Source organism: Streptomyces sp. NBC_00207, assembly GCF_045160965.1.
GTDB lineage: Bacteria > Actinomycetota > Actinomycetes > Streptomycetales > Streptomycetaceae > Streptomyces.
The window spans coordinates 7,317,710-7,332,003 of record NZ_CP130715.1 but is presented as its reverse complement, the minus strand read 5'-3'; the positions used below and the strand labels follow the sequence as shown (position 1 = coordinate 7,332,003).

The window sequence follows — 14,294 nt, the reverse complement described above, 5'->3', positions numbered from 1 at the left end:
GGGCGCACCGCGACGCGGTGCGCCCCATCGGGCCGGGCGTGGCCCCGGGAGTGTCGGCTCCCGGGGCGGTCGAACGGGTGGCGTCAGCCGCCCAGCTCCTGGTGGCGGGCGGTCAGCGCGGCCTCGCCGGTCTCCGTCAGGGAGCCGTAAAGGCGCAGGCGGGAGAAGCCGCCGTCCGGGAAGATGTCGATCCGGACGTGCGTGCCGACCGCCGGGGCGTCCAGCACGAAGCGGTGGTTGGTGTCGGGCTGCAGGCGGGTGCGCGGCAGGAACTCCGTCCACTCGCCCTCCTCGCCCGTCTTGATGGAGAGGGAGGCCCAGCCGGCCGAGTTGCCCTTGAGGTACGCGGTGTCGATCTCGACGGCGCGGATCTCGGACTCGGTGACGAGCTGGTAGCGGATCCAGTCGTTGCCGTTGTCACGGCGGCGCGCGGTCTCCCAGCCGTCGTCCATCTTTCGGGAGCGGCCCGGGTTGATGGTGTTGGTCGGCGGGGAGTAGAAGCGGTTGGAGGCGTCCTGGACGGAGCCGCCGTTCTCCAGGGCCACCACGTCGAAGGAGCCGAGCGCGGCGAGCCACTTCGGGTCGGGCAGGACCTCGCCGTAGACGCGCAGGCGGGCGATGCCGCCGTCCGGGTGCTGGTTGACGCGCAGGTGCGTGAAGCGCTGCTCGGCGCTCACCTCGAAGCCGTTGGCCGCGTGGCCGCCGACCGCGGTGCGCGGGACCAGGGTGGTCCACTTCACGTCGTCGCCGAGGAGCTCCTCGGGGGTCGGCGCGCCGTCGACCGAGGTGCCCTCGATGGATACGGCCTGCGGCATGTTGCCGCGGAAGTGGGCGGTGTCGACGACGATGCCGCGGATGACGCCGGGGGCGCCCAGGCGGACGAGCGCCCAGTCGTGGTCCTCGGCGGTCGGCCAGGGCTGGGTGGCGGAGACACCGCGGCGGCGGCGGGTCTCCCAGCCGTCCATGATCTTGCCCTTGTGGCCGAAGTGCTCGGGGTCGAAGTGCGCGGCCTCGGCGATGAGGAGGTTCTCGCGCTGGGCGAAGAACTCGTCGTTGGCAGCGATGACGCCGGCGCCCAGCTCACGGGCGGCGAGGTTCGCGTACTGGGTGAACGGGAAGTCCGCGGTGCGGTAGTCCGCGTACGGGTCGCCGCCTCCGTACGGGTTCGCGTTGCCGGTGAAGGAAGGAATCGCCACTGTCAGTTCTGCCTTTCGAGGAGGAGGCCCGTGGGCTCGGTCGGGGTGCCGTGGTCGGCGATCTGCGTACCGCGCAGCCAGGTGGACTTCACGACGCCGTGCAGGGTCTTGCCCGCGTACGCCGTGACCTGGTTGCGGTGGTGGAGCTCGGCCGGATCCACAGTGAACGTTTCTTCGGGGGCGAGCACGGCGAAGTCGGCGTCGCGGCCGGCCTCGATCGCGCCCTTCTGCGCCAGGCCGGCCAGCGCGGCCGGGGCCGCGGACATCCAGCGCACGACGTCCTCCAGGGTCCGGCCGCGGCGGCGCGCCTCGGTCCAGATGGCGGGCAGACCGAGCTGGAGGGAGGAGATGCCGCCCCACGCGGTGGAGAAGTCGCTGGTCTTCAGGTCCGCGGTGGAGGGCGAGTGGTCGGAGACGATGCAGTCGATGGTGCCGTCCGCGAGCGCGTCCCACAGGAGGTCCTGGTTGGCGGCCTCGCGGATGGGCGGGCAGCACTTGAACTCGCTGGCGCCGTCCGGCACTTCCTCGGCCGTGAGGGTGAGGTAGTGCGGGCAGGACTCAACGGTGATCTTGACGCCCTCGGCCTTGGCGGCGGCGATCAGCGGCAGCGCGTCGGAGGACGACAGGTGCAGTACGTGGACGCGTGCGTTCAGCCGCTTCGCCTGGGCGATCAGGTTGCCGATCGCGGTGTTCTCGGCGTCGCGCGGACGGGACGCGAGGAAGTCGGCGTACTTGGGGCCGGGCACGACCGGGGCGGCGTCGAGGTGGTGCGGGTCCTCGGCGTGCACGATCAGCAGGCCGCCGAAGCCGGTGATCTCGGCGAGGGAGGTGGCCAGCTGCTCCTGGTCGAGCTCGGGGAACTCGTCCACGCCGGAGGGCGACAGGAAGCACTTGAAGCCGTAGACGCCGGCGTCGTGCAGCGGCGCCAAGTCCTTGACGTTGTCGGGCAGGGCGCCGCCCCAGAAGCCGACGTCCACGTGCGCCTTGGCGCGGGCGACCTCCTGCTTGACGCGCAGGTTGTCGGTCGTGGTGGTGGGCGGCAGGGAGTTCAGCGGCATGTCGAGGATCGTGGTGATGCCGCCGGCCGCCGCGGCGCGGGTGGCCGTCCAGAAGCCTTCCCACTCGGTGCGGCCCGGGTCGTTCACGTGGACGTGGGTGTCGACCAGGCCGGGGAGCAGGACGTCGTCGCCGAAGTCCTCCAGCCGGGCTCCGGCCGGTACCTCCGCCTCGTACGCCAGCACGGCCGTGATCTTCCCGCCGGCGACGGCCACCGAAGCGGCGCGCGTCCCCTCGGGGGTGATGACGCGCGTCGAGCGCAGTACCAGTTCCACAGCCACGTCGGCCACCGGAACCTCCCCATCTACTTCCACAGAGCGAAATTCAACGTTCTGTTGACGGAGTCTTCCCGGCGATCCCGAAGCAGTCAAGAGCGCCCGGACGGACCACTGACACACCAGGACCGCAATTGGATGTTTCCACAGGATGGAATTAAGATTTCACTATCCAGAATGTAGCTACCACCACCGGGATCTGGGCAGGTAACTTCCCGGGGACGTCCACCACCAGGACAAACCGCCTCTGACCGGCGGCGACGGCCCCGACCCCAGCACTGGGACCGACGCCGACCGCCGGGTAGGCTGCTCCCTTGCCTGCCAGCACCGAAAGGACCGCGCCGTGCCGACGTCCAGCGCCAGCACCACCGACGCTTCCTCAAAGACCCCTGCCGCCAGCGGTGGCGTCCAGTCCCTTGAGCGCGCCTTCGATCTGCTCGAACGTATGGCCGATGCCGGGGGCGAGGTCGGCCTGAGCGAGCTCTCCGCTGCCAGCGGTCTGCCCCTGCCCACGATCCACCGCCTGATGCGCACCCTGGTGGCGTGCGGTTACGTCCGCCAGCAGCCCAACCGACGGTACTCCCTCGGCCCGCGTCTGATCCGCCTCGGCGAGTCCGCGTCGCGGCTGCTGGGCACCTGGGCCCGCCCCTACCTCGCCCGCCTGGTGGAGGAGACCGGGGAGACGGCGAACATGGCCCTGCTCGACGGGGACGAGATCGTCTACGTCGCCCAGGTGCCGTCCAAGCACTCCATGCGCATGTTCACCGAGGTCGGCCGCCGGGTGCTGCCGCACTCCACCGGCGTGGGCAAGGCGCTCCTGGCGTACACCCCCGCCGAAGAGGTACGGGCCCTCCTCGCGCGCACCGGAATGCCGGCGGCGACCGAGAAGACCATCACCACGCCCGAGGGCTTCCTCGACGCGCTGGAGCAGGTCCGCAAGGTGGGCTACGCGGTCGACGACAACGAGCAGGAGATAGGAGTCCGCTGCCTCGCCGTCTCCGTGCCGAACTCGCCGACCGCCGCCGCGATCTCCATCTCGGGTCCGGCGGGCCGGGTCACCGAGGCCGTGGCCGAGTCCTTCGTGCCGATCCTGCAGGGCGTCGCCGCCGAGCTGTCGGTGGCCCTGTCCAACCAGACCCCCGCCTAGGCGCGGCACACGGTCGCACGAAGGCCCCGGCCGTCCCTCGGAGCGAGGGACGGCCGGGGCCTTTCCGTACGGGCCGTGGCCTTTCCGTACGGCCCGTCGGGCGCCGCTCGGGGCGCGCCCGCTCAAGGACGCCCGTACGCCGCTCAGGACGCCCGTACGCCGCTCAGGACGCCGGGACCGGTGCCCGGCTCCGGGCTCTGCGTCAGGCGGCCGTCGGTCATCGTCGCCGTACGGTCCATCCGCTCCAGGTGGGCGTGGTCGTGGGTGACCACCACCGTGGCGGTGGAGCGCTCGCGGGTCAGGGTGACCAGCAGGTCGAGCACGGCGGCGCCGCGCTCGTGGTCCAGGGCGCTGGTCGGCTCGTCGACCAGCAGCACGGCGGGCTCGTTCATCAGGGCGCGGGCGATGTTGATCCGCTGGCGCTGGCCGCCGGAGAGCTGGTGCGGCCGCTTGCCCGCCTTGTCCGCCAGGCCCACCGCGTCCAGCAGCTCCAGTGCGCGGCGCCGCAGGGCCTTGGAGGGCCGGCCGGAGAGGTGCGCCATGACCTGGAGCTGTTCGGCGGCGGTCAGCGAGGCCAGCAGGTTCGGCTGCTGGAAGACGATGCCGATCTTCTCCCGGCGCAGGGCCGACTTCTCGGCGGCGCTGAGCCCCGCCGTGTCCCGGCCGGCGACGACGACCCGGCCGGAGTCCGGGGTGACCAGGGTGGCGGCGACCGCGAGCAGGCTGGACTTGCCGGATCCGGAAGGCCCGATCACGGCGGTCAGCGTGCCGGCGGGCACCTCCAGACGGACCGCGTCGAGGGCGGTCAGCCGGCTCTCGCCGTCGGGGTAGGTGAGCGTGACGTCGTGGACGAGCAGGGTCATCGGGCGCTCCCGAGGGCGGTCAGCGGGTCGACGGCGGTGATCCGCCGGATGGACAGGGCCGCGCCCAGCGCACCGAGCACGATCATGATCGCGGCGGGGACGAGGACCGTGGCGGCGTCGAGCACGAAGGGCACGTTCCCGCCGCTGATTAGCGCGCCGAAGCCGGCGGCCAGCGCGGTGCCCAGCCCGGTGCCGATGGCGAGCATCACCACGGCCTGGCCGAGGGCGTCCTTCAGCAGGTACGGGGTGGAGGCACCCAGTGCCTTCAGGACGGCGATGTCGCCGCTGCGCTGGATCGTCCACACCGTGAAGAAGGCCCCTATGACCAGGGCGGAGATGACGAAGAGGAAGCCGCGCATCAGCTGGAGCGAACCGTTCTCGGCCTGGTACGACCCTATGGCGCCCAGGGCCTCGTCGACGGTCTGGGCCCGGGTGGCGGCGGCCTCGTCCGCGGCGGCGAGGTCGACGCCGCTGCCGGAGACGGCGACGACGGTGGCGAGCGTGTCGATGGAGGTGCCGGGGTTGCCGATGCGCTGCCAATCGTTGAGGTCCATCCAGACGACCGGGGTGTGGCTGTAGGCGGCGGTCCCGGAGACGGCGGCCACGGTCAGTTCGAGCGGGCCGATCTTGAGCTTGGCGCCGGCGGTGAGGCCGCCGAGCTCCTTCGCGGCCTTCTCGGCGAGGACCACCCGGCCCTGGGTGAGGCCGGTCCGCTGCGGCCCGAGGCGGCCGGCGGGGTCCACGCCGAAGACCGAGACGGCGGCGGTGCGCTCACCCGAGACGGCGTTGGTGGTACGGATGCCGAGCGGCTCCGCCGACGTCACCCCGGGCTGTTTCCGCCAGGCCAGCCAGGCGGACTCGGGGACCTGCGAGTTGGTGAAGGAGACCTTCTGGTCCCCGGTGGGCGCGGCGAAGGCCAGGTGTGAGGCGGGCAGGCCGGTGATGGCCGAGATGTTCTCCCGGGCCAGGCCGGAGGTGAGCCCGGACAGCAGGCCGACCAGCAGCGTGATCAACAGGACGACCGAGCCCATCAGGGCGAAGCGTCCCTTGGCGAACCGTAGATCTCTCCATGCGACGAACATGTTCCCCACCTTGGTGTTCCGCGTGGACACAAGGCATCGCGCCACAGTAGTGATCCTCGTATCGAAGGGCGCACCGGTACATCAAACTTTCGGTTGACCGGGGCCGGCCGGGGCCGACTTACGCTGGTCACGCCATGACTGCTCCCGCCGCCCTCCTTCCCCCCGTCTCCCGCGCCCTCACCCCGGTGTCGAAAGTGCTGCGGCTGTGCCTGCACGCGCTGCTCCTCGGGCTGCTCGCGCTCGCCGCCGGCCGGGCCGTGGCCGACTCCGCGCCCCGGGCCGGCTGGGTGATCGCCGCCTGCGCGGTACTGGCCGCCGTCTACACGGCCGGCGTACGGGCCCCCGCCGTGCACAGCTCGCCGCGCGCCGGGGCGGTGTGGCTGGCCGGGCTCGGCGCGGCCTGGGCGGCGCTGCTGGCGGTCTCCCCCGACGGGCTGTGGATCGCCTTCCCGCTGTACTTCCTGGAGCTGCACCTGCTGCGGCTGCGCTGGGGGGTCGCGGCCGTCGCGGTGACCGCCTGCGCGGCCATCGGCGGGTTCCTCGCGCACAGCAGCACGGCGACCCCCGGGGCCTTCCTGGGGCCGCTGCTGGGCGGGGCCGTGGCGGTGGCGACCGTGCTGGGCTACCAGGCGCTGTACCGCGAGAGCGAGCGCCGCCGCGAGCTGATCGAGGAGCTCATCACCACCCGGGCCGAGCTGGCCGCGGCCGAGCGGGGCGCCGGGATCCTGGCCGAGCGGGAGCGGCTCGCCCGCGAGATCCACGACACCCTCGCCCAGGGGCTGTCCTCCATCCAGCTGCTGCTGCGGGCCGCCGAGCGGGCGCTGCCGCAGGAGGCCCCGGCGCTGGAACACATCGCCCGGGCCCGGGAGGCCGCCCAGGAGAACCTCGCCGAGGCGCGCCGCTTCGTTCGGGCCCTCACCCCGCCGGACCTGGAGCACGGGTCGCTCGCCGCCGCGCTGGAGCGGCTGTGTGCGGGGGTGCCGGGCCCGCGGGTGCGGTTCTCGCTGAGCGGCAGCCCGCGGGTGCTGCCCACCCCGTACGAGGTGGCCCTGCTGCGGATCGCGCAGTCGGCGCTGGCCAATGTGGTGCGGCACGCGCGGGCCGGGCGCGCCGAGATCACCCTGACCTTCATGGACGCCTCGGTCACGCTGGACATCGTCGACGACGGGCACGGTTTCGATCCCTCCTCCGCGGCCTCGGGCTCCGGCGACGGCGGGTTCGGGCTGCCCGCGATGCGCTCGCGCGCCGAGACGCTGGGCGGGCTGTTCACCGTGGAGTCCGGCCCGGGCCAGGGCACCGCCGTGGCCGTCACCCTGCCGCTCGCCCTGGAGGCCTGACGATGACGATCCGGCTGCTGCTCGCCGACGACCATCCGGTGGTCCGGGCCGGGTTGCGCGCGGTCCTGGACACCGAGGCGGACTTCGCGGTGGTGGCCGAGGCCGCGACCGCCGAGCGGGCGGTGGAGCTGGCCGCGTCCGAGCCGGTGGACGTGGTCCTGATGGACCTCCAGTTCGGGCCCGGCCCCGGCATGCACGGCTCCGAGGCGACGGCCCTGATCACCGCCCGTGCGGGCTCCCCCCGGGTGCTGGTCCTGACGACGTACGACACGGACGCGGACATCCTGGCGGCGGTGGAGGCGGGCGCCTCGGGCTACCTGCTCAAGGACGCCCCGCCGGAGGAACTGGCGGCGGCGGTCCGTACGGCCGCCGCCGGCCAGTCGGCGCTGGCCCCGGCGGTGGCGCTGCGGCTGATGGACCGGATGCGGACCCCGGCGGAGGCGCTGACGAAGCGGGAGCTGGAGGTGCTGCAGCTGGTCGCGGACGGCCTGTCCAACCAGCAGATCTCGAAGAGGCTCTTCCTCAGCCAGGCCACGGTCAAGTCCCACCTGGTGCACGTCTACGCCAAGCTCGGCGTCGACTCCCGCACCTCGGCGGTCGCGGCGGCCGCCACCCGCCGGCTGATCCGCACGCCGTAGGCCCGGCAGGGGGGGACAGCCCCAGGGCGGACACACCGGGCCACCGGCGCGTGCGGGACCCGGGTCCGGCGGGAGCATCGGGGTGTCGAGACGAGACCCCGTACCCGAGAGAGCGAGCCTCCGATGCCTGCCACCTCCGCCGCCGCGCACCGTTCCGTACAGCGCGGCAACCCCGGCCCGCCGCCCGCCCCCGTCCGGGCCGCCTTCGCCCTGTGGGTCACGGCCGTGGCCGCCGGCGCCTTCGAGACCGCCCTGATGGTCGGCCGGGATCCGGCCGAGGGGTTCGGCGCGGGCCTGGCGGTGCGGCTGGTGGTGTTCACCGCCGCCGTGCTGGTCGCCGTACGGATGCGCCGCGGGGCCGGCTGGGCCAGGGTCGCCCTCGCCATAGGCCTCGGCGTCCTCGGTACCGCCTCGCTGGTCGTCGAACCGCTCGGCCACCTCCTCGACGGCGGGTCGGCCGCCGACGCGCTGGCGCGCGCGGACGCCCTGGAGTGGGTCTTCGGAATCAGCCGGACCGTCCACCTGGCGGCCGTCCTGACCGCGGTGGCCCTGATGTTCCGCCCGGCGGCGAACGCGTACTTCCGCAAGGCCTGACCGGGCTACGCCACCCAGTGCGGGCGGTCCACCGCCGACGGGAGCGGGACCCCGTCGTGGAAGGCGCTCGCGAGGCGGCGGACTCCCTCGTCCAGGCGGTCGGCGGGGAGCGTGTAGGGGATCCGGAGCCGGTGTTCGAAGGTGCCCGGGTCCACGCCGAAGCGGGCGCCCCGGCCGATGTGGACGCCGGCGGCCGCGGCCCGCTCGGCCAGCGCGGAGCTGACCGACTCGCCCAGGTCGACCCAGAGCGAGAGCCCGCCCGGCGGGATCCGCCAGGACCATTCCGGCGTGTGCCGCTGGAGCGCCTGCACCAGGGCCTCGCGCTGGATCCGCAGCTGCGCGAGCCGTGCGGGCAGGGTCCGGTCCATGTCGTCCATCAGCGGGAGCGCGACCAGCTGGTCGAGGACCGAGCCGGTCATGTCGGCCGAGACCCGCACGGCCGTCAGCTCGGCGATCATCTTCGCGGTGGCCCGGACCCAGCCCACGCGAAGGCCGCCCCAGTGCGTCTTGCTGAGCGAGCCGATCGTGATCACGTGGTCCGCGCCGCCGCGCGGCGCGAGGGAGGCCAGCGGCGCGGGCGCGGGCACGTCCAGCGCGATGTCGGCGATGGTCTCGTCGACCACCAGCCAGGTCCCGGTCGCACGGGTCGCCGCCAGCAGCCGCAGCCGCTGCTCCGGCGGCATCAGCGAGCCCGTCGGGTTGTGGAAGTCGGGGATCACGTACGCCATCCTCGGCACGGTCTGGCGCAGCGTGGACTCGGCGATCTCCATGTCCCAGCCCGCGTCGGAGACGGCGATGGAACCGGTGCGCAGCCGTGCGTGGCGCAGCGCGTCGAGGGCGTTGGCGTAGGTGGGGTTCTCGGTCACGACCCGGTCCCCGGCCCGGCAGAGCAGGCTGACGACCACGCTGAAGGCCTGCTGGGCGCCGGACGTGAGCAGGATCTGCTCGGGGCGCGTGGGCAGCCCGCGCCGGCTGAACCGCTCGGCGACGGCCGTGCGCAGGTCGGGCAGGCCGAACGGGTGGTAGCCGGGGCTGCGGGCGAGCTGGGGCAGCCGTGGGGCGGCCCAGGCGAAGGCCTCGGCGAGGCTGCCCTCGGGGGCGCCCATGGCGGCGATGGCGAGGTCGATGCCCGGTTCGCCGTCCGCGCGGCCGCCTATCCCCCCGACGATGGCGTGCGCGCCGACCGGGCGGTGGCCGTCGGGGAGTTCGGTCCAGGTGCCGGAGCCGCGCCGGCTGCGGACGTAGCCGCTCTCGCGCAGCAGGTCGTAGGCGCCGGTGACGGTGGCCCGGCTGGCGCCGACGGCCTCGGCGAGCTCGCGTTCGGCGGGCAGCCGGACGTGCAGGGCGATCCGGCCGTCGAGGATCAGGGTGCGGACGGCGTCGGCGAGCGCCCGGTAGCCGGGGCGGGCCAGGACCTCCGCCGGCAGCAGGGCGGCGAGCTGCCGGCTGCCGATCGTCCTGTCCGCTGTCTGGACCACTCGCCCGTTTGCCATGCCAACCTCCCCTGATTGGCTCTGACGTCCAGGCCAATCGAGGACCAGACTCGCTGTATTGGCCCCCGATTGGCAAGGAGAAACCCAGATGCTGACCGACCGTGACGAACGCGCCCTGCTGGCCGCCGCCGAGAACCGGATCTCCCGGCCGCTGCGCGTCGGGGCCGTGCTGGCCTCCGTACGGCGCACGCTGGCGCGGCGCTCACGGGATTCCGTACAGGAGCGAGAATCGGTGGCATGTCAGCCAACTCCCACTCCGCTCCACCCATGATCGCGGGCCTGCTCCTGGCGGCCGGCGGCGGCCGCCGGCTCGGCGGGCGGCCCAAGGCCCTGCTCCCCTACCGCGGCCGCCCGCTGGTCGAGAACGCCGTACGGGTCCTGCGCGAGGCGGGCTGCGGCCCGGTGCACGTGGTGCTCGGCGCCTCGGCGTCCGAGGTCCGCGACCAGGCCGATCTGGCCGGCTGCGTGGTCGTGGACAACCCGGACTGGGCGGAGGGGATGGGTTCCTCCCTGCGGGTCGGCCTCACCTCGCTGGCCGGTACGGGCGCCCGCGCGGCCCTGGTCTCGCTGGTGGACCAGCCGGGCATCGGCCCCGCGGCCGTGGCCCGGGTCCGGGAGGCCTACCGCTCCCCCGCGAGCCTGGTGGCGGCGGCGTACGACGGGGAGCGCGGCCACCCGGTGCTGTTCGGGGCCGACCGGTGGGCGGACATCGCGGCGACGGCGACGGGCGACAAGGGCGCACGGGTGCACCTTGCGCGACATGCCGGAGAGCTCATGCTGGTGGAGTGCTCGGACGTCGCGGAGGCCTTCGACATCGACACGCCGCCCGACCTGGCGCGTCTCCTCTGAGCACGGCGTGACGGCAATGGCACTGAGGGCCACCGGAGAGTGGAATCTGTCGACTCGGAGAATCTCGATATCAACAAACCATTGAACTTCCACCATGAGGAAATTACTATCCACTGGTCAGAAGCGCCCTGAACCCCCAGACGGCGCCCGCGACCGTATCCCGGAACTCTCCACACCCGACGGCACTGCGTGCCGTCTCGCGCGAGCATTCCCCCGCGGCCGCCAGGCACCGCCGCTGAAGGAGTGACAGATATGTCCGCACCAGCGCCGTCCCCGCTGGCCATCGTCGACGCCGAGCCCCTGCCCCGGCAGGACGAAGTCCTCACCGAAGCGGCTCTCGCCTTCGTGGCCGAGCTCCACCGGCGGTTCGCCCCCCGCCGCGCCGAGCTCCTCGCCCGCCGCGCCGAGCGCCGTGCCGAGATCGCCCGGACCTCCACCCTCGACTTCCTCCCGGACACCGCACAGGTCCGCGAGGGCGACTGGAAGGTGGCGCCGGCCCCGGCCGCGCTGAACGACCGTCGTGTGGAGATCACCGGTCCGACAGACCGCAAGATGACCATCAACGCCCTGAACTCGGGCGCCAAGGTCTGGCTCGCCGACTTCGAGGACGCCTCCGCTCCCACCTGGGAGAACGTCGTCCTCGGCCAGCTCAACCTGATCGACGCCTACGAGCGCCGCATCGACTTCACCGACCCGCGCACGGGCAAGGCGTACGCCCTCAAGCCCGCCGACCAGCTCGCCACCGTCGTGATGCGGCCGCGCGGCTGGCACCTGGAGGAGCGCCACCTGCGGTTCGAGGGCGGCCCGGCCTCCGGCTCGCTCGTGGACTTCGGCCTGTACTTCTTCCACAACGCCAAGCGCCTGATCGACCTCGGCAAGGGCCCGTACTTCTACCTGCCGAAGACGGAGTCGCACCTGGAGGCGCGCCTCTGGAACGAGATCTTCGTCTTCGCCCAGGACTACGTCGGCATCCCGCAGGGCACCGTCCGCGCCACCGTCCTCATCGAGACGATCACCGCCGCGTACGAGATGGAGGAGATCCTCTTCGAGCTGAAGGACCACGCGGCGGGCCTGAACGCGGGCCGCTGGGACTACCTCTTCTCCATCGTGAAGAACTTCCGCGACGGCGGCGAGAAGTTCGTCCTGCCGGACCGCAACGCGGTGACGATGACCGCCCCGTTCATGCGGGCGTACACCGAACTGCTGGTCCGCACCTGCCACAAGCGCGGCGCGCACGCCATCGGCGGCATGGCGGCCTTCATCCCGTCCCGCAAGGACGCCGAGGTCAACAAGGTCGCCTTCGAGAAGGTCAAGGCCGACAAGGACCGCGAGGCCGGCGACGGCTTCGACGGCTCCTGGGTCGCCCACCCCGACCTGGTGCCGATCGCGATGGCCTCCTTCGACGCGGTGCTCGGCGAGAAGCCGAACCAGAAGGACCGGCTGCGCGAGGACGTCTCGGTGGCCCCGGGCGAGCTCATCGCGATCGACTCCCTGGACGCGAAGCCGACGTACGACGGCCTGCGCAACGCGGTCCAGGTCGGCATCCGCTACATCGAGGCGTGGCTGCGCGGCCTGGGCGCCGTCGGCATCTTCGGCCTGATGGAGGACGCGGCCACCGCCGAGATCTCCCGCTCGCAGATCTGGCAGTGGATCAACGCCGGCGTCGTGTTCGAGAACGGCGAGACGGCCACGGCCGACCTGACCCGCAAGATCGCGGCCGAGGAACTGACCGCCATCCGCGCCGAGGTCGGCGAGGAGGCCTTCGCGGCCGGCAAGTGGCAGCAGGCCCACGACCTCCTCCTCCAGGTCTCCCTGGACGCGGACTACGCGGACTTCCTCACGCTCCCCGCGTACGACCAGCTGGTCGGCTGATCCCCGGACTCGACTGAATCGCACAGCAGCCGAACCCGCCGGCTCCGCCCCCGCTGCCTTCACGGCACGGGGGCGGAGCCGTTTGCTTTCCACAACAGGAGGACCGGACCCCCGAACGACCGGTCGGTTGTTACTTGTTCGTAACTTGCCTGTACCTAGCGGTAACAAGTGGGCCCGTGTCACCTTTCCGATGCCACCGGCCGGCGGTACCCCCACTTTCCCAGCCACGCGACGGAGTCGTTGCCGACTTCGGCATGGCCGAAAACGCAGGAGTTCCGCAGTGATCGGATTCCGCAACGCCAGCAAGGACCGGGACCGCAGTCGGGTGCGACGGCTGGCCGGGGCCGGATTGGTTCTGCCGCTCGCCGTCGGCGCGCTCGTGGCCGGCGGCGCCGGGACCTCCGCGGCCAGTCCCGGGACCGGACCCACCGCCGTGGTGTCCATGGGCGACAGCTACATCTCCGGCGAGGCCGGGCGCTGGAAGGGCAACACCCTCACCAACACCGGGAGCAGGAACGGGACCGACCGGGGCTGGGTCAGCGGCAGCACCTACGATCCCGGCAAGGTCTACGGGACCACCGCCGGCGGGTGTCACCGCTCCGACTCCGCCGAGGTGCGCAGCGCCGGTGCGATCGCCGACGTCGCCGTGAACCTGGCCTGTTCCGGTGCCGTTTCCGACAACGTGTTCCGCGCCTCCAACGGCGGCGTCGCCTTCAAGGGCGAAGCGCCGCAGGCGGATCAGCTCGCCGCGGTGGCCGCCAGCCACAACGTCAAGGTCATCGCCCTGTCCATCGGCGGGAACGACCTGGGCTTCGCCGACATCATCAAGGACTGCGCGCTCGACTTCGTCATCTGGAACTCGTACTGCTACGACGACCAGCAGTACGGGGTCGACCAGAAGATCGACGCGGTCATGGGCAAGGTCGGCAAGTCCGTGGACGAGGTGCGGGCCGTGATGCGCGCGGCCGGGTACGCCGACTCCTCGTACCGGATCGTGCTGCAGTCCTACCCGTCGCCGATCCCGCGGAGCGCGGAGAACCGGTACACCCAGAGCGACTGGAGCCGGCTCAACACGGGCGGCTGCCCCTTCTGGAACCGCGACTCGGACTGGGCGCGGGACTCGCTCGTGCCGCAGATAGCCGACCGGATCAAGGCGGTCGCGGCGGCCAAGGGCGTGCAGTTCCTGGACCTGCGGGACATGCTCCAGGGCCGCGAGGTGTGCGCCAAGGCGAGCAAGCAGGTGAGCTCCACCGTGCCGGCCTCGGCGAAGACGAGCGAGTGGGCGCGCTGGATCGACAACAACGAGTCGCAGGGCCTCATCCAGGAGTCCATGCACCCGAACTACTTCGGGCAGCTCGCGGCCGGACGCTGCCTCGCGCTGGTCGTCGCCCAGCCCGCGAGCTCCGGCTTCAGCTGCAAGAACACCGCGGGCGGGGACCAGACCGGGATGTTCCTGACGCCGGCCTCCTGAGGCGGCTCAGGGGGATTCGTTCAGCACGGACAGGACGTTGCCGGCCGGGTCCTTGAACCAGGCGATGGTCGGCTCGTTCCCCTCCGGCCGGACGATTCCCTTGTCGTCCATGTCGAACCCGTCGTAGCGCTCGATCCGGACACCGCGCGCGGTGAGCTCGTCGACGGCCCGGTCGACGTCGTCGACGGGGAAATTGAGGATCGTGAAGCTCGCGGCCTCGTGGTTGTCCTTCTGGTAGACGAGGACCGTGGTGTCTCCCGCCAGGTGCAGCGACAGCATGCCCATGTCCTCGTCCTCCGAGACGCGCAGGCCGAGGGTGCCTTCGTAGAACTCCTTGGCCCTGCCCAGGTCGTCGACCGAGAATCCGCTGAATGCCTTGGTGTCTGCGAACATGACCGTTCCTTCGATCCGACGCTCCCCG

At 72.3% G+C, this 14,294-nt stretch carries 14 protein-coding genes; 8 read left to right on the top strand and 6 right to left on the bottom strand.

Going from position 1 to position 14,294, the window contains the following annotated elements:
* Window positions 1–83 precede the first annotated feature (83 nt).
* Window positions 84–1,196, bottom strand: coding sequence for an allantoicase (gene alc, locus OG472_RS34100; RefSeq protein WP_383571787.1), 1,113 nt, complete (start codon window positions 1,194–1,196; stop codon window positions 84–86).
* Between the two features lie 2 nt (window positions 1,197–1,198).
* The gene (gene allB / locus OG472_RS34095) at window positions 1,199–2,533 is read right to left on the bottom strand and encodes an allantoinase AllB (RefSeq protein ID WP_401606380.1); all 1,335 of its coding nucleotides are present in this window, start codon (window positions 2,531–2,533) and stop codon (window positions 1,199–1,201) included.
* Between the two features lie 337 nt (window positions 2,534–2,870).
* Between allB and OG472_RS34090 the strand changes: the two genes are divergently transcribed.
* Complete coding sequence (locus OG472_RS34090) at window positions 2,871–3,674, top strand: IclR family transcriptional regulator (RefSeq protein ID WP_401604614.1); 804 nt, start codon at window positions 2,871–2,873, stop codon at window positions 3,672–3,674.
* A 143-nt stretch (window positions 3,675–3,817) separates the two neighbouring features.
* Here OG472_RS34090 and OG472_RS34085 read toward each other — a convergent pair whose 3' ends face one another.
* Entirely contained in the window at window positions 3,818–4,537 is a 720-nt protein-coding gene (locus OG472_RS34085) for an ABC transporter ATP-binding protein (protein WP_401604611.1), read from the bottom strand.
* The gene (locus tag OG472_RS34080; RefSeq protein ID WP_401604609.1) at window positions 4,534–5,619 is read right to left on the bottom strand and encodes an ABC transporter permease; all 1,086 of its coding nucleotides are present in this window, start codon (window positions 5,617–5,619) and stop codon (window positions 4,534–4,536) included. Before OG472_RS34080 ends, OG472_RS34085 begins: the two co-directional genes overlap by 4 nt.
* A 134-nt stretch (window positions 5,620–5,753) precedes the next feature.
* Here OG472_RS34080 and OG472_RS34075 point away from each other — a divergent pair, with 134 nt between their 5' ends.
* The 3 genes from OG472_RS34075 (at window position 5,754) to OG472_RS34065 (ending at window position 8,188) form a co-directional block, all read left to right on the top strand.
* On the top strand, window positions 5,754–6,956 hold the full coding sequence (locus tag OG472_RS34075; protein WP_405832722.1) for a sensor histidine kinase: 1,203 nt from the start codon (window positions 5,754–5,756) through the stop codon (window positions 6,954–6,956).
* Window positions 6,957–6,958: 2 nt separating this feature from the next.
* Window positions 6,959–7,594 carry a response regulator gene (locus tag OG472_RS34070; protein WP_401604604.1) on the top strand — a complete coding sequence of 212 codons (636 nt, stop codon included), beginning with the start codon at window positions 6,959–6,961 and terminating at the stop codon, window positions 7,592–7,594.
* Window positions 7,595–7,717: 123 nt separating this feature from the next.
* Window positions 7,718–8,188 (top strand): hypothetical protein, encoded by a 471-nt coding sequence (locus OG472_RS34065; RefSeq protein ID WP_405832721.1) that lies wholly within the window; start codon window positions 7,718–7,720, stop codon window positions 8,186–8,188.
* A gap of 5 nt (window positions 8,189–8,193) precedes the next feature.
* On the opposite strand, the gene OG472_RS34060 is transcribed toward OG472_RS34065, so the two are convergent.
* A complete protein-coding gene (locus OG472_RS34060) occupies window positions 8,194–9,681 on the bottom strand; it encodes a PLP-dependent aminotransferase family protein (RefSeq protein ID WP_383571804.1) in 1,488 nt (495 codons plus the stop codon).
* Between the two features lie 88 nt (window positions 9,682–9,769).
* Here OG472_RS34060 and OG472_RS34055 point away from each other — a divergent pair, with 88 nt between their 5' ends.
* From OG472_RS34055 to OG472_RS34040, 4 genes are all read left to right on the top strand, one after another.
* Entirely contained in the window at window positions 9,770–9,952 is a 183-nt protein-coding gene (locus tag OG472_RS34055) for a hypothetical protein (protein ID WP_401604599.1), read from the top strand.
* Window positions 9,919–10,530 (top strand): NTP transferase domain-containing protein, encoded by a 612-nt coding sequence (locus tag OG472_RS34050; protein WP_401604596.1) that lies wholly within the window; start codon window positions 9,919–9,921, stop codon window positions 10,528–10,530. Before OG472_RS34055 ends, OG472_RS34050 begins: the two co-directional genes overlap by 34 nt.
* A 252-nt stretch (window positions 10,531–10,782) precedes the next feature.
* Entirely contained in the window at window positions 10,783–12,402 is a 1,620-nt protein-coding gene (gene aceB, locus OG472_RS34045; protein WP_401604593.1) for a malate synthase A, read from the top strand.
* A gap of 280 nt (window positions 12,403–12,682) precedes the next feature.
* Window positions 12,683–13,873: a GDSL-type esterase/lipase family protein gene (locus OG472_RS34040; RefSeq protein WP_401604590.1), complete on the top strand. Its 1,191-nt coding sequence runs from the start codon at window positions 12,683–12,685 to the stop codon at window positions 13,871–13,873.
* A 6-nt stretch (window positions 13,874–13,879) separates the two neighbouring features.
* On the opposite strand, the gene OG472_RS34035 is transcribed toward OG472_RS34040, so the two are convergent.
* Window positions 13,880–14,266 carry a VOC family protein gene (locus OG472_RS34035; protein ID WP_401604589.1) on the bottom strand — a complete coding sequence of 129 codons (387 nt, stop codon included), beginning with the start codon at window positions 14,264–14,266 and terminating at the stop codon, window positions 13,880–13,882.
* Window positions 14,267–14,294 lie beyond the last annotated feature (28 nt).